At 35.9% G+C, this 22,834-nt stretch carries 20 protein-coding genes; 6 read left to right on the top strand and 14 right to left on the bottom strand.

The annotated features are described in order from the left end of the window. Positions 1-111: 111 nt before the first annotated feature. From ORL93_RS23160 to ORL93_RS23175, 4 genes are all read left to right on the top strand, one after another. Positions 112-1,227 carry a CdaR family transcriptional regulator gene (locus ORL93_RS23160; protein WP_006094082.1) on the top strand — a complete coding sequence of 372 codons (1,116 nt, stop codon included), beginning with the start codon at positions 112-114 and terminating at the stop codon, positions 1,225-1,227. Between the two features lie 177 nt (positions 1,228-1,404). Further along, entirely contained in the window at positions 1,405-2,817 is a 1,413-nt protein-coding gene (gene glcD / locus ORL93_RS23165) for a glycolate oxidase subunit GlcD (protein ID WP_265959571.1), read from the top strand. After that, on the top strand, positions 2,814-4,142 hold the full coding sequence (locus ORL93_RS23170) for a (Fe-S)-binding protein (RefSeq protein WP_265959572.1): 1,329 nt from the start codon (positions 2,814-2,816) through the stop codon (positions 4,140-4,142). Before glcD ends, ORL93_RS23170 begins: the two co-directional genes overlap by 4 nt. A 458-nt stretch (positions 4,143-4,600) precedes the next feature. Further along, a complete protein-coding gene (locus ORL93_RS23175) occupies positions 4,601-5,431 on the top strand; it encodes a CAP domain-containing protein (RefSeq protein WP_265959573.1) in 831 nt (276 codons plus the stop codon). Between the two features lie 368 nt (positions 5,432-5,799). Here the strand turns inward: ORL93_RS23175 and ORL93_RS23180 are convergent, their stop codons facing one another. The 11 genes from ORL93_RS23180 to ORL93_RS23230 all read right to left on the bottom strand — a co-directional run bounded on the left by ORL93_RS23180 (position 5,800) and on the right by ORL93_RS23230 (position 19,648). Continuing rightward, positions 5,800-6,405 (bottom strand): DUF1648 domain-containing protein, encoded by a 606-nt coding sequence (locus tag ORL93_RS23180; RefSeq protein WP_097794752.1) that lies wholly within the window; start codon positions 6,403-6,405, stop codon positions 5,800-5,802. Positions 6,406-6,495: 90 nt separating this feature from the next. Then, on the bottom strand, positions 6,496-7,419 hold the full coding sequence (locus ORL93_RS23185) for an RluA family pseudouridine synthase (RefSeq protein ID WP_003196042.1): 924 nt from the start codon (positions 7,417-7,419) through the stop codon (positions 6,496-6,498). 100 nt (positions 7,420-7,519) lie between these two features. Next, complete coding sequence (locus ORL93_RS23190) at positions 7,520-7,936, bottom strand: hypothetical protein (RefSeq protein ID WP_003206419.1); 417 nt, start codon at positions 7,934-7,936, stop codon at positions 7,520-7,522. Positions 7,937-8,218: 282 nt separating this feature from the next. After that, positions 8,219-10,414 carry an MMPL family transporter gene (locus tag ORL93_RS23195; protein ID WP_097794753.1) on the bottom strand — a complete coding sequence of 732 codons (2,196 nt, stop codon included), beginning with the start codon at positions 10,412-10,414 and terminating at the stop codon, positions 8,219-8,221. 324 nt (positions 10,415-10,738) lie between these two features. Further along, on the bottom strand, positions 10,739-11,386 hold the full coding sequence (locus tag ORL93_RS23200; RefSeq protein WP_006094077.1) for a phosphatase PAP2 family protein: 648 nt from the start codon (positions 11,384-11,386) through the stop codon (positions 10,739-10,741). Between the two features lie 225 nt (positions 11,387-11,611). After that, a complete protein-coding gene (locus tag ORL93_RS23205; protein WP_003196038.1) occupies positions 11,612-12,661 on the bottom strand; it encodes a polyamine ABC transporter substrate-binding protein in 1,050 nt (349 codons plus the stop codon). A gap of 35 nt (positions 12,662-12,696) precedes the next feature. Beyond that, on the bottom strand, positions 12,697-13,497 hold the full coding sequence (gene potC / locus ORL93_RS23210) for a spermidine/putrescine ABC transporter permease PotC (RefSeq protein WP_003206425.1): 801 nt from the start codon (positions 13,495-13,497) through the stop codon (positions 12,697-12,699). A 6-nt stretch (positions 13,498-13,503) separates the two neighbouring features. Continuing rightward, complete coding sequence (gene potB / locus ORL93_RS23215; protein WP_018764143.1) at positions 13,504-14,349, bottom strand: spermidine/putrescine ABC transporter permease PotB; 846 nt, start codon at positions 14,347-14,349, stop codon at positions 13,504-13,506. Then, positions 14,346-15,329 carry a spermidine/putrescine ABC transporter ATP-binding protein PotA gene (gene potA / locus ORL93_RS23220; protein ID WP_006094076.1) on the bottom strand — a complete coding sequence of 328 codons (984 nt, stop codon included), beginning with the start codon at positions 15,327-15,329 and terminating at the stop codon, positions 14,346-14,348. Before potA ends, potB begins: the two co-directional genes overlap by 4 nt. A 235-nt stretch (positions 15,330-15,564) precedes the next feature. Then, a complete protein-coding gene (locus tag ORL93_RS23225) occupies positions 15,565-16,932 on the bottom strand; it encodes an aldehyde dehydrogenase (protein WP_265959575.1) in 1,368 nt (455 codons plus the stop codon). A gap of 328 nt (positions 16,933-17,260) precedes the next feature. After that, positions 17,261-19,648, bottom strand: a complete 2,388-nt coding sequence (locus ORL93_RS23230) for an immune inhibitor A domain-containing protein (RefSeq protein ID WP_006094074.1) — start codon at positions 19,646-19,648, stop codon at positions 17,261-17,263. Between the two features lie 367 nt (positions 19,649-20,015). Between ORL93_RS23230 and ORL93_RS23235 the strand changes: the two genes are divergently transcribed. Together ORL93_RS23235 and ORL93_RS23240 are read left to right on the top strand one after the other, a co-directional pair. Beyond that, on the top strand, positions 20,016-20,147 hold the full coding sequence (locus ORL93_RS23235; RefSeq protein WP_003196032.1) for an anti-repressor SinI family protein: 132 nt from the start codon (positions 20,016-20,018) through the stop codon (positions 20,145-20,147). A gap of 82 nt (positions 20,148-20,229) precedes the next feature. Continuing rightward, complete coding sequence (locus ORL93_RS23240; protein WP_003196031.1) at positions 20,230-20,553, top strand: helix-turn-helix domain-containing protein; 324 nt, start codon at positions 20,230-20,232, stop codon at positions 20,551-20,553. A 97-nt stretch (positions 20,554-20,650) separates the two neighbouring features. On the opposite strand, the gene calY is transcribed toward ORL93_RS23240, so the two are convergent. From calY to ORL93_RS23255, 3 genes are all read right to left on the bottom strand, one after another. Then, on the bottom strand, positions 20,651-21,244 hold the full coding sequence (calY, locus tag ORL93_RS23245; protein WP_003196030.1) for a biofilm matrix protein CalY: 594 nt from the start codon (positions 21,242-21,244) through the stop codon (positions 20,651-20,653). Between the two features lie 230 nt (positions 21,245-21,474). Further along, entirely contained in the window at positions 21,475-22,143 is a 669-nt protein-coding gene (locus ORL93_RS23250) for a TasA family protein (RefSeq protein WP_265959576.1), read from the bottom strand. A 73-nt stretch (positions 22,144-22,216) separates the two neighbouring features. Continuing rightward, positions 22,217-22,807: a CalY family protein gene (locus ORL93_RS23255; RefSeq protein WP_006094072.1), complete on the bottom strand. Its 591-nt coding sequence runs from the start codon at positions 22,805-22,807 to the stop codon at positions 22,217-22,219. Between the last annotated feature and the right edge of the window lie 27 nt (positions 22,808-22,834).

Below are 22,834 nucleotides of genomic sequence, written 5' to 3' on the forward strand. Positions count from 1 at the left end.
TCGTTATAATTGTAAAATAGCAAATATTTGTGAGGAAAGTGTGAAATCTTCCTAGTCTTAATAAAACTACATATATAATGTACAACAAATAGAAATAGAGGTGTGCAAATTATGCTTTTTCCCGATTTAGCAAACAAAATTGTCCGTGAAGTTCGAAGGCTAATTACTGAAAATATTATAATTATTGATATACAAGGCACAATTATCGCTAGCACAAATCCAGCACGAATTGGACAATTTCATGAAGGCGCCCTTCGCTGTGCGAAAGAAAAGAAAACTGTCATCATTACAAAAGAAGATGAACGATATTTACAAGGGGTAAAAGCAGGAATGAATCTGCCTCTCCTTTTCCATGATGAAGTAATTGGCGTTATTGGCATTACAGGTGAACCCGAAAACATTTCACAATACGGGGAAATATTACGAAAAATGACCGAATTATTAATTCATGAAAATTATTTTTTAGAACAACTAGAACTCGAGCAACGTTCCTATGAAGCTTTTGTTTTTGATTGGTTGCAAAGCAATGATTGGTCTCCTAGTTTTCTCGACCGTGCGAAAACACTCGGTATCGATTTACATAAGAAAAAACAACTTATTTTATTTTCATTTGATCAAGATGATACAATGCTACAACGGAAAATTTGGCAGCATATTCGTAACTTGTTAGCTAAAGAGGAACTATTTGTACGCTGGGGAAATGACCGTTTTATATTATTTACAACAATGGAAGCAAAGAAAAGAACTTTTCAATTTTTAAAGAGATTGAAACACGATTGTGAATCTTTATTTCCGATTATACTATATATTGGTATTGGACAAACAGTAATGCCAAATGAAATGCATGTATCATACGAACAAGCATTGCGTGCGCTTTCGGTTGCCTTTAAAACAAAAGGCATTATATTTAATGAAGATTTACGTTTAGAAATGTGTTTACAAGATATTACCGCTAACACTCGTGAAGAATTTCTTCAACGCACCATTTATCACTTGCTACCTGCAACTGAACTCATGCAAACACTACGCTTATTTATCGATCATAATCAATCCTATAAACAAACAGCAGAACTGTTACACATTCATATTAATACATTACATTACAGACTTAAAAAAATAGAAGATTATACAGGACTTGACCCAAAACAATTTAAAGATTTAATTATTTTATACTTTGCACTTCTTTTATTAGATAATCATACAAAAAAAGACAGCAAAAACAATTAATCTTCAGTTGATTATACATAGAAAGAAATCCCCTACTTTTTTATGATTATAATGAAAACACTGTTACAACGTGTATATTCTTATTTTCATCATTCAGTAAATAGTCACTGAATGATGAAATGAGTCAAACTCTTATGAATAGGATAAACAAGTTAACAGTTTGAGGGGGATTTTCTAATGTTAGAACAACATATTATTGATTCATTCGTATCCATTGTTGACAAAGATAATGTAGATACGTCCAACATGGGACGTTTAACGTATAGCTACGATGCAACTCCAAATTTCCAAGCGATGCCCGATGCGGTTGTCGCACCACGCAACACGAACGAAGTAGCTGAAATATTAAAAGTATGTAACGATCATAAAGTTCCAGTTTACGTACGAGGCTCTGGAACAAACCTTTGCGCAGGAACATGTCCACTTGAAGGCGGAGTTGTTCTTATCTTCCGCCATATGAATCATATTTTAGAAATAGATGAAGAAAACTTAACAATTACCGTGCAAGCTGGTGTCATTACACTTGATATTATTAAAGCAGTGGAAGAAAAAGGGCTATTTTATCCACCAGATCCAAGCTCTATGAAGATTTCTACAATCGGTGGGAATATCAATGAAAATTCCGGTGGCTTACGCGGTTTAAAATACGGTGTAACACGAGATTATGTTATGGGCCTTGAGATTGTCTTGCCAAATGGTGATATCATTCGCACCGGTGGTAAATTAGCAAAAGATGTAGCTGGCTATGATTTAACTCGCCTATTCATCGGCTCTGAAGGCACACTTGGTGTTGTAACAGAAGCCATTTTAAAACTTGTTCCAATGCCTGAAACAAAGAAAACAATGCTTGCATTATATCAAGATATCAATGAAGCCGCTCGTGCTGTATCAGCAATTATTGCCAATAAAATTATTCCAGCAACACTTGAATTTTTAGATCAACCAACAATTGAAGTGGTAGAAGAATTTGCACAGATTGGTTTACCAACAGATGTAAAAGCAATTCTCCTAATCGAACAAGATGGCTCTCCTGAAGTTGTGAACCGCGATATTGAAAAAATGGCTGAAGTTTGCCGTTCTATGCATGCGGTTGATGTTCGTATTGCAAAGGATGAAACAGAAGCAGATGCACTCCGTACAGCGCGTCGCAGTGCGCTCTCTGCTCTAGCAAGACTGAAACCTACCACAATTTTAGAAGATGCTACTGTACCACGTTCTCAAATTGCTCCTATGGTTGAAGCAATTAATGCCATCGCTAAAAAATATGATATTTCTATTTGTACATTTGGGCATGCTGGTGATGGAAACTTACATCCAACATGTATGACCGATGCTCGTAATGCTGAAGAAATGCACCGTGCTGAACAAGCCTTTGCAGAAATTTTCGAAAAGGCAATTGAACTTGGTGGTACCATTACAGGTGAACATGGCGTTGGTGCCATGAAAGCTCCTTATTTAGAGTTGAAATTAGGAAAAGAAGGCATCGCTGCTATGAAAGGTATTAAGCAAGCTTTCGATCCACATAACATTATGAATCCTGGAAAAATGTTTGCCAAGGACTCTCGTAAAAGAGTGGTGGTAGAAAGATGACAACATTAAATAAGGGACAGATTCAAAAAGCATTTAAAGAACGCCTGAATGAAGATGAATTATTAAACTGTATGCGATGTGGATTTTGTTTACCAACTTGTCCTACCTATATTCAATCTGGGTATAAAGAGTCTCATTCCCCGCGTGGTCGTATCGCTTTAATGAAGGGCGTTGTCGATGGATTAATTGAGCCGGATGAAGATATTGAAAATACATTAAATGTTTGCCTTGGGTGCCGCGCTTGTGAACCTGTTTGCCCATCTGGCGTAAATTACGGACATTTATTAGAAGAAGCACGCGATATTATGAATCAAAATAAAAAGTTCTCTATGCCCGTCAAAGCTGTTCGCAAAATTGTATTCGAAGGCTTATTCCCGCACCAAAACCGCATGCGAACATTAACAGGACTAATCGGTTTTTATCAACGCTCTGGCTTACAAACGTTAACACATAAAACAGGCATTATGAAGTTGTTCCCAGAAACACTCGCAACAATGGATCTCGTCTTACCAAAAGTACCTAAGATGAAAGAAATGAAAAATCGCCCTGAATTTTTACCAGCTGAAACAAGAAAGAAAAAACGTGTTGCTTTCTTTACTGGCTGTTTAATGGATACAATGTTTTTGGAAACAAACAACGCTACGATGAAACTCCTTCAACTTGCTGGCTGTGATGTTGTGATTCCAAAAGAACAAAGTTGCTGCGGAGCACTACATGGTCATGCCGGAGAAAAAAGTGGCGCAAAAGAGCTTGCAAAACGAAACATCGAAGCCTTTGAAGATTTAAAAATTGATTATATTATTACAAACGCCGGTGGTTGTGGCGCGTATCTCGTAGATTATGACTACTTATTAAAAGATGATCCAAAATGGGCAGAACGCGCAAAACAATTTGTTACGAAAATAAAAGATATCACTGCTATTTTAGTAGAATTAGATTTTCATAAACGAACTGATTTACGCCTTCCTCCGCAAATTATTACGTATCAAGACTCTTGTCACTTGCGTAATGTCATGCGGACATCTTCTCAACCTCGTATGCTCTTACAAGCAATTCAAGGTGTGACATATCGTGAAATGAAAGAAGCGGATCGTTGCTGTGGTTCTGCTGGTATTTATAATATTGTACATTCGGAATTATCCATGGAATTTTTAGATTACAAAATGGAACGTGTTCATGAAACCGATGCAACAACAATTGTCACTGCAAATCCAGGGTGCTTACTACAAATGAAACTCGGCATTGAACGTGAAAAGCTTTCTCATAAAATGAGAGGTATTCATATTGTAGATTTATTATTAGAAGCAATTGAATCAAACTCGTAATATATGTAACAATGTGAAAACGGCTATCTCTTTCTTCTATGTAAAGAGATAGCCGCTTTTTTATTCGCTACAAGATTAAAAATATGTTACCGTCTATAAAAAAAGAACAACAAAAAGATTACAACTTCGTAAAAAAGCATCCATTATATTCCTCAAAAAAGTGGTAAAACCCTTGATGTAAATGGTTTTCATCTTTCCTGAATAGGTAATTTCACCCAAAATATCACCTTTATAAGCAAGGCAGAAAATGCTGAAATTTCCTTTTACAATCTAGTTTTCTCGCATTTCATCTCTTATTTAAATCTAGGATAAAATAGGTAATTTTATAGTCTATGTATTTTTTTCCATCTTTTTTCCGGCAATTTGTATGCTACGATGAATTTGTCAGTCGGACAGGCTGTCAAAAATAAATCTGTGTGAGAACAGTTAAAAAACTTTTACATAGGGGGACACATATCATGAAAAAGCGTGTTTTATTATCTGTAGCAGCAGCAACTGCATTTACATTCGGAGCATCTACTCTTAGTGCCGAGGCAGCAACGGTACAATCATCCACAATAAAAGTTCAGAATATTCAGCATTCTAAAGTCTTTATGCAACATATGAATCAACAAGAATTACAAAAATACTTACAATCTATGGGAATTAACTCTCTAGCACAATGGAATCAAGTAAAATTCCAACAAGGGAACTGCTTCATTCCTGGTCAGCAACCAAACGTACCTACTACACCAGAGGTTACTAAACCAGAAACTACTAAACCGGTAGAACAAAAACCGGCTGAAGAAACAGCAAAACCAGAGGCTCAAAAGCCAGCTGAAAACAACAACAACAACAACAACAACAATACTAATAACAATGAAGCACAAAAACCGGCTGAAAATAAGCCAGCTGAAGAAGCAAAAGGCTCTTTAAGCGAATTTGAACAACGCGTTGTTGAATTAACAAATGCTGAGCGTGCAAAACAAGGCTTACCAGCATTAAAAGTTGACGTTGAATTAAGTAAAGTTGCACGTGCTAAATCTGAAGATATGCAAAAAAATAACTACTTCGATCATAATAGCCCAACATACGGATCTCCATTCGATATGATGAAGAAGTTCGGTATTTCTTATAAATCTGCAGGTGAAAACATCGCACAAGGCCAACGTACACCAGAAGAAGTTGTACAAGCTTGGATGAATAGTGAAGGTCACCGTGCAAATATTTTAAATAGCGGTTACACTCACATCGGTGTTGGTTATGTTGAAAGTGGAAACTACTGGACACAACAATTTATTACGAAGTAAGTATATGAATTAAAACCTTTCTTTTTAGAGGGGGAGAGAGGATCTGGCCGCACATAGAAGCGGTCAGATCCTTTTTCTGTCCCATGCCATGTGAAACCAAAAGGAGACAATGAGTGCAGGTCTCCTTTTGGTCTTCATAGCCGCGACTTATATATTGGAAAATCAAAATGGACTTATATATATAAGGAGTCTCCTATTATAGAAGACTCCTTTTTTGCCTCTATTCGCGAGCAGTAAGACCCCCACCTCAAAATTCAGCGAAAACAAGACGTTAGCTTTTGGGATCAACTGCCCGGAAAAGCTCGATTGGTGAGGGCCGATAATCAGCGGGAGGAGATAAAGAAGCCCCCACTGATTAAAGTTTTACTTTATGTTTCATAATTTTCTAGTATATATGAATACAAAATACAACACATAAAAGCAATAGACCCACAGCTAATCACACCGATTAGTAGATACAATCCCCATTGTAGTTTCAAAAACAAACAAATTAATATGATAAGCGACATGTATTGAAAAATACGCTGACTAAACAAACGTATTTTCTGTAACACAATCGGCTCCTCTTCTTTTTTTCTTCCTTTTTTAAATCCTTTACTAACCATAAAAAGAAACGCGCTAATCCCTATTATAAGACCCGTTTGAAATGGTATATCTATTCCAGTGCCAATAGCAAGAATAAACATATGAATAAACAATAAAAATAGCGATACATTCTCTTTAAATCTCATCACAATATAGTGGTCATTCTCATTAAACTTATATACGTAATGTGAGATTATATACAACAGACCATGAAAAAAAACAATAAGATAAGGAATAAATAATACCACCACTTGCTTCCTCGCATATTCATTTGGCTCACCATTCTGATTCCAGTGCACCGCTAGATAATTCGGTAAATTTGGATATAGAAACAACGTAAATAGAAGGCCAGCAAAAAATATACCCATAATATATTTATATCTTACCAAGTAATCTTCACCTCTCTTTTCTATTTACGGCTTCGATTTTCACAAAAAATTTCCTGCAAAAAATATCTTTCTCAACTAAACAAAAAAACTTTACTTGTTCGACGTTTGGAAAGATTTCATGATGTTATTTAAATAGCTAGGAAGTGGAACCTCTACTGTTATCTCCTCTTTTGTAATTGGATGTAAAAATGCAATCCGCATAGCATGTAAGGCTTGACTTGACATATATGTGGATTGTCCACCATATAACGTATCACCAATTAGTGGATGACCACTATGACTCATATGAACGCGAATTTGATGTGTTTTTCCTGTCTCTAATTGTAACGTTACAAGCGTTACATCTTGATGCTTAAAATATTTCTCTACCCGATAATGCGTTACCGCTTGATCGCCTTTTAAAGAAACTCGGCGTCTTGTTGCATGATGTCGATCTCTTCCAATCGCTGCGTCAATTATCCCTTGCTTCTTTTTTACTTTCCCTTCCACCAATGCCAAATACGTTCTTTTAATGTTACGCTCCATTAATAACCGATCCATAATAGCACCAGCTATCCCATGTTTTGCAAATACAACGCCACCCGTTGTATCTTTATCTAATCGATGAATATGCCGTACTTTCGTCTCCACACCTTGCATTTGTAAATGAAAAGCAACAAGGTTTGCAAGTGTTCCTGTTCCACCTTTGCTAGAAGGATGCGTATCCATATGCGCAGGTTTATTTACAATTAATACGTGATCGTCTTCAAATATCACTTCTAAATCACCGAACTCCGGCTGGACACCATATTCTTCCTGGATAAACATATGAACTTGCAATTTATCTCCTTCTGCTAAAGGTTCACTCCATCGTTTTCGTTCTCCATTGACGATGATACCTTTTTCCATACGAAGTTGATGTAATAGTTTTTTTGGGACGCCCCATTCTTCTTTTAACAAAGAATCAATGCTGATACCGCTCCATTTAGCAGGAACCGTAATTTCACACCATTCTCCCTTTCTTTTCATTTCCATGCTTTATCCACCTTATTTCTATTGATTCTACTATTGTAACGGAAAATGATTCATTATGCATTGTTTAAAGCAAAAGACAGTCTATTGCATAGACTGCCCTCTAAGCACGTAATTTCTTCATTTCTCGTAACATTTGTTCTGCTTTTTGCTCATAAGATAAATCTTTAAAAAAATCTGCTAATCGCTTATAGTCATTGTAAGCATCTAATAAATCATCTATCGTTTCTTCCTGAGAAACTTTTGGCTTCGATTTCATTTTCACCGGGTACCGATAACCGGACATCTCATGTATTTTATAATATTCTTCCTCCACTTGAATTACTTTCACAAGTTCCTCTTCTTCAGCATCCATTGTGTACCCATCAAATTCCCTCAGTAATTCATAAATAATATGAGTCCATTCATCTTTTGGGTAAAACCCTTTTTCTAGTCTATAGCCGACAATGCGATACATGTGCCCATCATTTTCTGCAAACTGTACAGTATCATTTAACTTAAATTTAAAATAGCGAAACATTGTCTTCACCTGCTTTTATATGTATTGTTCTTACCACATACTATTTGCAAAAAGAGGGTGATGCTATTCATAAAAAAAAGCGCTCATCCTATAAGAGAAACTGCTAAAAAACTTTTCTTTTTGGGTGAGAGAGGAAATGAGAGAAGATCCACTTTTGTGTTCATATCTGCGATTGATATGTCAGTAAATCAAAATGAATATATATGGAAAGAATGGCGGATCAAAAAAGACCACTGAAAAACTTCCGTTTTTCAGTGGTCTCTCTACAAGATGAGCGCTTTTTTAATCCGATGATTTTACTTTTTTCTTTCGGAACGGCAGCCACCAGTTCCAATCTCCGAACATTTTCATTAAACTTGGTACAAGCATAAGTCGAATTATTGTTGCATCAAGAAAAATAGCAAGTGCCACACCGAGTCCCATTTGCTTTACTGGTAAAATATCAGTAAATGCAAATGCTCCTGTTACAACAATCATAATGAGGGCAGCTGATGTAATGATACGACTCGTTGATACAAGTCCTTCTAACGTTGCCGTATCATTATCTCCTGTCTCTTCATACAATTCATGAATACGAGAAATAAGAAATACTTCATAATCCATACTTAAACCGAACACAAGGCCGAATATAAAGATTGGTAACACGAATAAAACTGAACTTTCTTCCAATCCAAAATGCCCACCTTCAAATAGCCAAATCACAATACCAATGGTTGCGCTTAAACTAAGTACATTCATCACAATGGCCTTAATTGGAATAAGTATAGATCGGAATGCAAAGAGCAAAATAAAGAAAGTGGAACCGAATATGACGGACATCCCAACCACAACTTTATCTTTAATTTCATCCTCTAACTCTTGTTGAAATGTTGTCATACCACCTAAATAATACGTAATACTGTCATCTTTATACGTGTCTTTAAAATCACGAACCCATTGCTTCGCAGTTTCCGTTCTCGGCTTTGTATCCAAGGAAATTTGAAGAGTTGTTTTATTTCCTTTTGTATATGCTTCCAGTACAGGTTCCACTTGCGTACGCTGTGGGGATTGTAACAATGTAGCAAGCTGTTCAGGTTTCATACCGTTTAGTTCGTCATATAGACTTTTTACTTTATATACATGCTTATCTTTTTTCAGTTTTTGAATAACATCTTCTAACTTCTGTAAATTTTCTTTCTCTATGACATTACTTTTCATCTCTAGTACTAGTGTAACATCGGCATGTGTTTTTACAATTTTGTTAAATGACTCTTCATACCTTTCATATGCAATTCGTGTATCACTTTTCTCTGGCAATGCTTCTACACCAGGAAATTGCAGATTAGCAGTGCGAAGCGGCAACAAACAGACAATAATAAACAATGTAACAACTATAATCATCATAATAGGATGCTTCATAACAAATTGAGCGAACTTACGCCACATATTTGAAGTGCGAGGTGCAGTTTGATCCCTTTTCAAGATTCGCTTCCCTATTAACGATAACAATGCCGGAAGAAGTGTAAGTGAAAATAACATACTCATTACAACAACAATCATCCCGCTAATCGCAACAGACTGAATATAATCAATTTCAAAGAAAAACAAACCGGATAAACCAACAAAAACACATAACCCTGAAAATACAATAGCACGCCCCGCTGTTTGATATGTGACAGCTATCGCCTCTTTTACTGTCCGATATGCCACTTCCTCTCGAAACCGATTCACAAACAGCAATGCAAAGTCAATTGATAGCGCAAGCCCAATCATAGGTGCAACATTTAATACAAAAATAGATAACTCTTTATCTACACCAATAAAATATAAAATGCCCATTGTACTAATAACACTCAGCGCCCCATTTAAAATCGGCAAGATGGAAGCAAGCAAGCTACCGAATGAAAATAGTAGTACAAGAAAGGCAATTGGCAATCCGATCATTTCTGCTACTTTCAAATCATTTTGTGTCCGCTCATTAATTTCTTCATTAATCTTTGGAAAACCTGTTGGTGATACTTTCAAAGTATCGTTATTTTCCTTTTCTATTTCTTTTGCAAATTGTAATGTCTTTTCATTCCGTTCTTTACTTGTTTTCCCGGAAAATAAAATTGTCGCATACGCAATATCGTCTTGTAACATTTCTTTATTTTCTAATGGATGATGGAATGAATCATACGTTTCTTTCGTTTGAATTCTTGTTGTAATGTCTTCGATTCTTTTTTGAAAATCCTCTTTTGAAATTCCTTTGTTCTTCTGGAAAACAAGAAGGAGCGTATCTTGAGACTGTTTAAAATCTTTATCTAAAATTGCTTTTGTCGTTTGATAGTCTCCTTTTGTTTGGAAACCATCGCCCCCTAATACCCCTGGAAGTTTTGGTGCGAAAATGCCGAGTGCTATCGCTAACACAACTAATGTAATTATGACTGTATAGCGAAGTTGATAAAGAAAACTACCGAAATTCCCCCATTTATCTATTTTATGTACATTTGTCTTCACACATCTTCACCTACTTTATATAATTAGTGAATCTTTCTATATAAATCCATTTTAATTTTTCGACATATAAGTTGCTGCGACGAAGAACAAAAAGTGACCGCTACTTGTTTTCTCTTTCTGTTTTCATTTGGCATGGGGCTGAAAAAGGATCTGACCGCTTCTATCCACGGACGGATCTTCTCTTCCACCTAAAAAATGGTTTATGTCGGTTTTTTCATTTGGATTTATATATATTTTAGCACATATTACCATAATCAATTAGAGAATTTGGTATGAGAAAAAACGTCCGAAAAACCCAGTAATCTGAGCCTTTTCGGACGTGTCTCATCTCTCTTGATTCGTTCCAAATCGCTCCGAAAATAAGCGATGAAAATAAATAGCGATAATTAATGCCATACCACTTAAACAATAGCCAGCTAAAATATCAGTCGGATAATGTACAGATAAAATAATCCTACTTAATCCAATCCATATGATTAGCAATGCCATCGCAATCGTAATAACAACTTTCCCAGCCACATTTTTTACGTTTGCAGCAATGATATAAGCAAGAAATCCATACGTAATCATTGATAGCATAGCATGGCCGCTTGGAAAACTATATCCAAGGGCATCAAGCGCTTCATTTAAGCTCGGACGATCTCTTTTCATCATTTCTTTTATTCCTTTATTCACAAGATGTGTCATTAACACGGCCGTAGGATACACAATCATCGCGGCATAGTAACGTTTCTTCCAAAACACGAACAGACTAAGAATAAGCGTGCTTATAATCCCAATTGCAGATCCCATTTTTGTAAAATATGTAAAAAACACAAGTGAACTTTCTGTTTGTAATCCTCTTACAAGATCTTTCACATATATATCAAGTGTTGTTACACCATCTGCTTGTACTCTCCAAGCAATGAGAGCAAATGCAGCAAACAACAAGAGAATACAAGCAAGCCCATATCGATGTAATTTTCGTTTCAAATTTTTCCTCCTATTATGAAAAAATGCGGTTCCTATTTAGAAACCGCATTTTATTATATATCCAGTTTGTTTTTCCAACACATAAATCGCGGCTATGAAAATAAAAAGGAATCTCCACTCATTTTCTCCCTTTGTTTTCACGCGGCATGGGGCGAAAAAAGGATCCGACCGCTTCTATGCCCGGCCGTACCCTCTCTCCCACCTAAAAGATTCAGTTCTCTGTTTCTATTTTCCTTTTGTTTTTAACTCTGTCCAGTAACGATCATACTCTTTTAATTTATTGTCTACATCAACAAGCCACTCTGTACGAGCTAATTCGTCTTTCGATAAGAAAATCATATGATTATCACGATACTCTTTACTGTGAAGTTCCCATGCTTTTTCATTTGGATTACTATATCCAATGGATTCATAGTTTTTTACACTTACTTTTTCATCCATTAAGTAGTTCATAAACTTCTCGGCAAGATCTTTATGTTTCGCACCTTTTGGAATTGCTAATGTATCCGCCCAAATTGTACCGCCTTCTTTTGGAACAACATACTCTACATCTTTATTATCTTTTGCAATGAACGCTGCATCTCCAGACCAGACTGTTCCAATCCAAGCATCCTCTGTAATAAACTTTTGTTTAATATTATCTGTATCAAATGCAAGTAAGTTAGGAAGTAATTTTTGCAAGTCAGCAGCTGCTGTCTTTAACTCTGCATCATTTTGTGTGCTGTTTGAAAATCCGTTCTTTTTCAGACCCACTCCTAACACTTCACGAGAATCATTTAATAAAGTAACATGTCCTTTATATTTCTCATTCCATAAGTCGCTCCAACTTGTTGGCGCTTCTTTTACATACTTTTTATTGTAAGCAATTCCTGTTACACCCCAAGTGTATACAAGCGAGTATTTATTCTCTGGATCAAATGAAGGTGTTTTAAAATTTGAAACAAGATTTTTTACATTTGGAATGTTCTTCTTGTCCAATGGCTCTAATAAATCCATTTTTGCCATCGTTTTAACCATGTAATCTGACGGTTGAATTAAATCATATTTTGCACCACCAGCTTGTAATTTCGCAAGCATTTCTTCGTTACTTGCGTATTTATCATAGTTAATTTTCACGTTATATTTTTTTTCAAAATCCTTTAACACTTGCTCATCAAAGTTATCAGCCCAGCTATAAATATTTAGCTCCTCTTTCTTTTCACCACAGCCAGCAAGTACACCGGCAACAAGGCTAAAGCTAATTGCTGCACCAGCTATTGTTTTCATCCATTTCATCGATTCATTGCCTCCTCGTTCTTTGTAATTCTCTCTTATAATGGAAGATGTCCTCCAGAGTTTTCTTCACCATCTGCACCTTTATTACGGAATATTTCCGATGCAACCATTAATCCAACAATAACAACAATTAATATTGTAGAAAGAGCATTAATTTCAGGTGTTACTCCGCGTTTCACCATACTGTAAATATATAATGGCAATGTTGTTGATCCTGGTCCAGACACGAAGAAACTAATCACAAAATCATCGATTGATAATGTAAATGTTAATAATGCCGCTGAAATAACCCCAGGTGCAATTCCTGGAAACGTTACATAACGAAACGTTTGCCATGGGGTTGCACCTAAATCATTCGCCGCTTCTTCTAAATCACGTCCCATACCAGAAAGACGTGCTGCTAAAATCACAACAACAAACGAAATACTAAATGTAATATGTGCAATAATAATGGTAACTTGTCCAAGTTCCATCCCAATTTGACTAAATAAAATGAGTAATGATAATCCCATTAAGATATCCGGAATTAGAATCGGTAAATATACAAGACCATTAATTGCTCCTTCAAAACGATATTTATAACGATGTAATGCAACAGCAAAAATCACGCCAAGAACCGTTGTCACAACTGTCGTCACGATTGCAATTGTAATACTATTTACAAATGCATCAATGACATCTTGCTTTTGAAACAAATCTGTATACCAATGGAAGGTAAATCCTTCCCATTCTGCGTTAATACGCGAATCGTTAAAAGAATATACCATTAGAACCATCATTGGAAAATACAAGAACAATAAAATCAACCAAGAATAAGATACTAAAAACTTCTTCATCTTTGTCTATTCCCCTCCGTTTCCGTATTTATATACTTTCGTCGCACGATAATATAAGTAAATTAACAGAACAGAGAACAGAACAACAATAATTGATAATGCAGATCCAAATGGCCAGTCACGCGCACCTAAGAATTGGTTTTGAATCACGTTTCCGATCAATGCTACTTTTGATCCACCCATGACGTCTGATACAACAAACATTCCGATAGATGAAACAAATACTAGAATCGAACCAGTAGCGACCCCTGACATCGTCATTGGCAATGTCACATTCCAAAATGCCTTCATTGGTGTTGCCCCTAGATCATATGCTGCTTCTAACTTACGTTTATCAAGCTGCTCAATCGCTGCATACACTGGTAAAATCATAAATGGAAGTAAAGAATATACCATTCCTAATATTACAGATGGTGTATTATATAATAAATTTAAAGGTTCATTAATAATGCCTAACTTCAGCAATAATGTATTTACAAGACCTTGTGAACGTAAAATAACAATCCATGCATATGAGCGCACAAGAAAGTTAATCCAAAACGGAATCGTTGCTAATAATAGAAGAATAGAACGATATTTACGATCAACAATTGTAATTGTATATGCAAATGGATAACCAATGAGTAAGCAAAGTACTGTTGTAATAACTGCAATTTTCACTGTTTCCCATAATGTATTCATATACAACGGATCAAACACGCGCGATATATTATCTAATGTAAATTGCATTTCCACTGTCCCGTATGCTCCGCGCTGTAAGAACGCAAATGCTAATACGAATACAAGCGGAAATAAAAAGAAGATTAGCAACCATGTAACTGTAGGTAACGCGAGTAGTTTCCCTTTTTTCAATTTAAGGTCACCTCATCCTCTTGCTCCCAGCCTACATATACATTATCACCGATACTCCACTGCGCTGCTTCTTCGGCAGTTTGATATGCCATTAATAGTTCTGATGTTTTTTCATCGCGTACATAAAGCTTTTCCATATTTCCAACAAATTCAACATCTTCAATATGCCCAAGATGGTATTCTTTTAAAATCGGTTGCTCAACCGAACGTATTTTTACATTTTCAGGGCGCACTGCTACGTAGCTTTCCCCATTTTTTATAATATTATTTTCACCAATGAACGTCGCAACAAACAATGTTTTCGGTTCTTTATAAATTTCCTTTGGCGTTCCGATTTGCTCAATATGTCCTTTATTCATAACAACAATTCGATCACTCATACTCATTGCTTCTTCTTGATCGTGTGTTACATAAATGAACGTAATTCCTAAATTACGCTGCAAATTTTTCAATTCACGCTGCAAATCTTTTCTCAACTTAAAATCAAGCGCTCCAAGTGGTTCATCCAGTAATAACACACGCGGATTATTTACGATTGCTCTTGCAATTGCAACACGCTGTTGTTGTCCACCAGAAAGTTTTGCAGGCTTACGATTACGGAATTCAAGGAGCTGCGTTAAGCGCATCGCTTCTTCTGCACGTTCTTTTTGTTCTGCCGCTGATACTTTTTGCATCTTCATACCAAAACAAATATTTTTCTCCACCGTCATATGTGGAAATAATGCATAATGCTGGAACACTAGGTTCATATGACGCTTATAAGGTGGTAAATCGTTAATTCTATCCTCGTCAAGTAAGAGATTCCCTTTTGTAGGAGTTTCAAAACCTGCAATCATACGAAGTAACGTTGTTTTCCCACACCCACTCGGTCCAAGAATTGTTAAAAATTCTCCTTCTTTAATATCTAAAGAAAGAGGTGGTATAATCACTTGATCTCCAAAATGTTTTTCTACTGCTTCAACTTTAATAATCTTTTTCATTTTCCCGTCCTATCTACCTCAAATTTTTAATCTTTATATTCATGAATAAATATTAGTTTTCTATCAATTCTTTTGTTTCGATCCAAACAAAAACGATTGTTTAACAGCGTCCTTATCTATTCTTTATGTAGTATGTTTGATTCATTTTCGCATGATACATATGTCGAACAGAAAAACCCCTTCAGGCGAGAAGGGGTTTTTATCATACGGCTACGCCTACTGATAAACACCATCATCATTTTAACAACTTTCGTATGAATTTTAAAGCACTTTTTGTAGAAGAATAACGAATTTTCATATCAAATACTGTAGATTGGGATAAAATGCTTTTATAGTGTGAAAATGTGCGAAAACTTTGTTTTCCATGATAACTTCCTAATCCACTGCTCCCAACACCACCAAAGGGTAGATATGGCGTAGCAAGATGATATACAACGTCATTTATACACCCACCGCCATATGAGACATTACGTGTAATTTGTCTTTGAATTTCTTTACTCTCTGAAAATACATATAAAGCTAATGATTTAGGTTGTCGCTGAATTCTTTCCACGATGTCTTCTATTTTCTCATACTCTATAATCGGCAAAATTGGACCGAAAATTTCATCTTCCATAACGGAATCCTGCCATGTAATATTCGTTATAATACTAGGCTCAATATGCAGAGTTTCCTCATTATATTTCCCACCAATTTCAACCCTACCATCTTGTAAGAAAGAACGTAATCTTTCAAAATGACGTTTACTGACAATCCGAACGTAATTTTCATTTTGCAGTGGTTTTTCGCCATATTGATTTTTAATTTCAATTCGTAGTGCTTCAATAAATGGTTCTTTTACAGAAGAATGAACATATATGTAATCAGGTGCAACACATGTTTGTCCCGCATTCAAGAATTTCCCCCAAACTATGCGCCTTGCTGCTATTTCTAACTTTGCATCATTATGCACAATACATGGGCTCTTTCCACCAAGCTCTAACGTAAGGGGAATCAAACTTTTAGCTGCCGCCTCCATAACAATTTTACCCACTCCAACGCTACCGGTGAAAAAAATATAATCAAACGGCTCTTTTAACAGTGCTGTACTCTCCTCAATACCGCCTTCAACAACCGCAACAAGTTCAGCCGGAAATAACTCTTGTAACATATTTGCAAGAAGACTAGAAACATTAGGTGTCAATTCTGACGGCTTTAATACAACCGTGTTTCCAGCGGCTATTGCCCCTACAAGGGGTGCAACCGCAAGTTGAAAGGGATAATTCCACGGAGCCATTACAAGGGTAACACCATAAGGCTCTGGAACCACTTTTCCTTTCGAACCAACATGTGTAAGTGCGGTACGAACGCGCTTCGGCTTACTCCATGAAGAAAGATGTTTCACTAAAAATGAAATTTCCTTTAATACGTATCCAACCTCTGTCGTAAATGATTCATGATCTGATTTATTTAGATCCAATTTTAACGCTTGAAAAATATCAGATTCAAAACGCTGAATCCCTTCATATAATCTTTTTAAATGTTGCTTTCTTTCTTCTATATTTCTTGTGTGACCTTTATAAAAATATGACTTTTGCTCGTTCACAATAGAAGTGATATCCATCTACTATCCCCACCTTCTATATTTATATTGCCATTTCAACATATACATTACTGTTATGAAAACAAAAAGTGACCTACACTCATTTTCTCTCTTTGTTTTCACTTGGCATGGGGCAGGAAAAAGATCTGACCGCTTCTATGCTTGGACGGATCCTCTCTACCACCTTAAAAAAAGGTTTTATATTGATTCTTCAATATATATTCCACCTTTTACTTAACATTTTCCTATTCTTAAAGTTTAATTATATACGAGTTTGCATTTCATATAAAATACATTTGCTCATAAAAAAAGCTGTTGAAAGGAAAACCTTCAACAGCTTCTTCATAAATTAACGATATAAGCGAACTGCACCTGCAGACTTATCATCCGATTGGCCAACTACTTCAAATTTCAGGCCAAGTTTTGGTAAAATGCGTCCTGCATCTGGAATTTGCTTATTAATATAAGCTTTAGAATCGTCGAACTTCGCAACACCTGGTAGTCCACTGTATTCAAATGTTCCACGAGTTGGTGATACAACTTTCCATGCTGGTGTTTGATCAAAAGAGAACGCTGCATCAGCAATTTGATAACGTGTGCTATCTTTAAATGTTGGCTTACCATTTAAAGTTCCTGCAATTGCTTCAGGATGAGAATCAACTACACCAAGGAATCCGTATCCTGGATGCACGCCAACCCAGTTATCTGTATAGCTTGAGTCTGCATACCATACAACCATACCTGTGTTATATACTGGACCGCGAGCATATTTTAACGCTTCATCAGCACCAGCAGAGTTTCTCCACTCTACATAGTAGTTGTGCTTTTTCTTTTCAATTCCAGTAGAAGCAACGAAGCCATCTAGTTTGAATTTTGGTGTACCTTCTGCATCATCAGAGAATACAACATTACCATCTACTGTTAATGTTGCATTATCAAGAGTAAATCCATCTAATGCTAAACCACCATCAGTAATATATTCAAATACAAGCTTCACTTTCTTACCTTTAAATTGGCTTAAATCATAAGATTTGTCTACCCATTTTCCAAGAGTGGTATCTGCACCACCTTTTACATTTTTATTACCAATTGTATCGATTAATGTTTTCGACCCATCTTCTGCTACTGCATGTACTTCTAAGAGATCATAGTCTGTTTCAATTTCATATAATGATTTGTAATCAAACTTTGCATTTGTTGCATTTGTTAAATCAAATAAAGGTGTTTCTAATGTTGTATGAAGATCATCACCTTTTGTACTATAGTAGTACTTCTTACCAAACGCAGGCTGAATTCCTTTTACATCTTTATCCGGTAAATTAACACGGATCAGACCTGGGCGATCCGTTTTTGTTACGCTTTGATCTAAGTATGTTGCATAACCAATTCCTCGGTTTAACTTATCATAATCTAATTCCACAATATTCGCCCAGTTTCCACCAATTGTTTTTTGGAAGAACTCTTTGTTTTGCGGAGAGAAACTTGTTGGCGTTGTTCCAGCAATTTTACCTGCCCAGCTACCGCCACTCATAATAGACCATGACTGAACTGGCTCGCCGCCGCCAGAATATTTTGTATCATACTCATCTGGAAGACCTAAATCATGACCATACTCATGCGCGAATACACCAACTGCTCCATCTTCTGGTTCAATTGTGTAGTCAAACGCTGCCATTTTCCCATTCCAGTATGGTACTTTTGATTTTGTACCTTCTATTTCATATGGTTTTTGACCAACTGTCCAACGATGTGACCAAATTGCATCATCACCCAATTTGCCACCACCAGCTTCTTGTCCAACACCAGCATGGATAACCATTAAGTGGTCAATCAAGCCATCTGGTTGATTTTGATTGCCATCTTTATTTACATCATATTGATCAAATTGATCGAATTCTGATAAATCAAGACCGCTATCTACCGCTGCTTTTAATGCATCTTTGATCAGGTCACGAGGTCCTAGTGGTCCTTTATTATCATGACCATCTCCAGCATCTGCGCCGTAATCAGCAGCTTTTCCTGGAACTGTTAACCACTTTGTAACTGTTCCATCTACTGTATAGCTACCGCCAGATTGTTCCTCATAATACTTCTTAAATGTTTCAATTTTGCTTCCATCATCTAATGCAAATGGTTCGTCACCAAATAACATTTTTTGATAATGTTCTTGGTTAAAATCACTAGAATACATATAACCAGGTTCTTTATCAATATTGTTATGTTTGAAGTCAGCATACTCTACAAGTAAAACAAGTACTTTGTCTTTACGAACGTTTCCATTATACTCTTTTGCCTTTGCAGAAGTAGTTGGCACTTTACCATTTAATGCGCCTTTAGCGGGAACTGCTCCAGCTCCATTACCATTTGCTGGTGTTTCTAATTTTTCTTTTGTATCTGCCTTTGCATCTTTAACCTTCTTCAGGAAATCAGACGCTTCTTTTGTAACAGAATCCCCAGTTGTTTCTTCTTTTCCAGGTTTGTCACCCTTCTTTTTCTCTACATACTTTTCGACAGCTTTCTTTGTTTCTTCATTTGAAGCTGATGAATCAATCACTCCTCGGTTTTTAAGAGCATTAGCTAAGCGCTCTTCTGGAATTAAATGATCATCAATTGGACTTGTAGGTACTGTTTTTGCAGGTGTTTCTGCATAAACAGACTGGCTACCAGCCCCAAATGAGCAACTAAGAACAGCTGCTACAGCAAGTGTTGATAACACTTTAAACGGTTTCTTTTTCATCCCTTTTTTCCTCCCCCAATAAAATATGTACCAATATTTAGATAATAATAAAAATTCAGTAATTTTTCAATATTTTGTTTGATTTTGTGCTATTTTGTAACTTTCGTAACATTTTTGTAAAAATTACATGTTTTCCACAAAAATATTTCTCCATATATCAGTTATTTCTGAAGATATTGATAATTTTTGATAAAACTATTACAATTTCTTTATAGAATGACAAAACAATAACTTTTTATTGATTTTACCTACAAAATATACAATAAATTAACATTATTTTTACCAAATTAACTTTTCGAAATATTATAATGTGTTTAAAAGGTTGTTTATTTTGTACGATTCATTACATATTAGGGAGGAATACACTTTGTACAAAGAAAAGGCAGATACGCTAGATCAGGATTGGATTGATTTAATGCTTGAAGCTTTAGATGCTGGGATTGCTATTCAAGATATCGAACACTTTTTCCAACGTATGAACCAGCCTACCAGAAACTAGCAGAGGCGTTCTTTTTAACGAAATTTGTGTTATAATAATGACATCATAAGCCGACTACATACTTACAGAAAGGTGCACAAAGATGATAGGAGAACGTATAAAACGCCTTCGGTTGCAAAGAGGGATTTCTTTAACAGAACTTGCTGAAAAAGCAGGTGTTGCAAAGTCTTATATTAGTTCCATTGAACGTAATTTACAAAAGAACCCTTCCATTCAATTTCTTGAAAAAATTGCTAATGTTCTGCAAATTCCCGTGGATACGCTCCTTCATGACGAAATACCATCCGAAAATCAATTGGATTCGGAATGGACACATCTCGTCAAAGAAGCCATGAACTCCGGTGTATCAAAAGAACAATTTCGTGAATTTTTAGAGTTTACAAAATGGAAGAGAAATCAGAAATAATATATACGAAAAGAAGTGCATACTGGGGGGCACTCTTTTTTTAGTTACAAAAAAAAGCGGGGAATCCCCGCTTTTTTGTCTGTTATTTCCTTATTGATTATCTCTCTTCGCCTTCAGTTTGGTTTGCATTGAATGTCCATTCTAAGTTTAATTTATCGCCTTGGAATTTATTTTGATCTTGACCATTTTCTTCAAATACAAATTGTACCCATAGATAGTCTTCTGTTCCAGCTTCTAAGCCACCCTTTTCACCCCACTCTGGAGCAAAGATGTCTTTTGCTAGAAGATCTGGATCAGCATTTTGTAAATCTGCTAATGTTGTTTCATATACAGGCTCGCTTTGTTTATCCCAGTTCCAAATAAATTTCACTTTAATATGCTTACCGAAATCTTCCCCAGCGTTATCGCCTTTCGCATCTGTAACTGAATACTTCGTTGCTAATTTAACATCTTTAATTGCTAACGTGCCGCTGTTCTTTAATAAGAATTCTTTCTTAACAGAATCGCCTGGTTTAAGGTCCTTAATATCTACAATTGTTTGAGGGTCCAAAGTAAGATCTAATGTACCCGCTGCAAACGTATTGTTCGATACTTCTTTGTCACTAAAGTAAGCGAATGTTCCTCCACCGATTAAAGATAATCCCAATGCCGCTGAAGCGACTCCCATACCTAATTTTTTCTTTAAACTCACTGTAAATTCCCCCTAGCTATTTTTTTTATTGTTATCTCTTAATGTAGGATAAGAGGTATAACCAATAGAACGCCTGTTATTTTTCTACGGCCAATGTATGTACAATACCCCTTGAATTTATCTGTTCTTTAAAAGCTACCTTATGTTCATTATAAAGAACGTATAGGTGTAATTGCAACTATAAAATAATATTAATTTTGAAACTATTCTCTATTCGTCCTTAAAAAGACTTAATCCTTCCGATACTTCATTTGAATATACTTTTTATAAAAATATAATCCACACCATACTAAGCCAAACCCTATTAAAATCATACTGCTTTGCTGCGTACCTGTACGTGGTAGCTGCCAGTTACTATTAGAATTTATGGATGCAGGAGGTTGCATTTGATTGATTCCCATTTCATTTTCGGTACCCTCACCATTGCCGGTTGGTCCCTCTGCATAAAAAATAAATTTTACTATTGTTTGTAATCCTTGATACTCATTCCCTAACTCTTTAGGAACATGTATCGTATAGATAAGCTCGTCAGTTCTATCAACTGCTAATGTACGCTTTTCCATACTTTGAAGTTCTTTTAGACTTCCCTCGTACAGCACTCCTTGTTTATCTTTTACAGTGACCGTAAGAGCTTCATATAATTTCGTAGCCCCCTCTGAAGCCTCGCTCTTTATACTATATGATAATTTCTTTGTTCCTTCATTACTAATACGTATACTTCGATTTGCCCAGTCTCCTGGCTTCATATTTGAAACATGAAATAGTACTTCTTTGGGCTCAAGACTTATATCTATTTCTCGCCGCTCCTCTGCATACACTTGGTCAATATTTTTTGTAATACCAATGAAAACTACTAGAATCAGACATATACTCATGATAAATAACCGCTTCTTATTCATGTGCATCCCTCATATAACAAGAATTGGTATGAAAAAAAGGCAGGAAAAACCTACCTTTTTTCTATCAATCCTATTATTTTTCTGACCCTTCTGTTTGTTCTGCTTCAAATGTCCATTTCAACTCAAGTTTATCACCTTGGAATTGATTTTGATCTTGCTTATTATCTACAAATTCATATTGTACCCAAAGATAATCGGAATCACCATGCTTCAAACCACCTTTTTCAGCAAACCAACCTGCAAAAATACTTTCTTCCACTGCATCTGGAGACATAGCCTTTAAATCCGCCAATGTCGTTGAGAAAATAGGCTCACTTAATTTATCCCAATTCCAGAAGAAATTCACACGGATATGCTTACCAAAGTCTTCTGAATTATCTCCTTTTGAATCTATTACATTATAATTAGTTAATAATTTCACAGTTTTTATATCTAATGAACCATTATTGACAAGCTTAAAGTCACGTGTCATTTTATCCCCTGGCTTAATATTATCAACATCAATAATCGTAGTTGGATCTACAGAAAGATCTAATGTACCTGCTGCAAATGTATTATTTGATACTTCCTTATCACTAAAGTATGCAAATGTTCCTCCACCAATTAAAGATAGTCCTAACGCAGCTGATGCAACACCCATTCCTAATTTTTTCTTAATTCCCATTCCATATTCCCCCTGAACTTCATTTTT

This window comes from Bacillus sp. DHT2 (genome assembly GCF_026241455.1).
Lineage (GTDB): Bacteria > Bacillota > Bacilli > Bacillales > Bacillaceae_G > Bacillus_A > Bacillus_A pseudomycoides.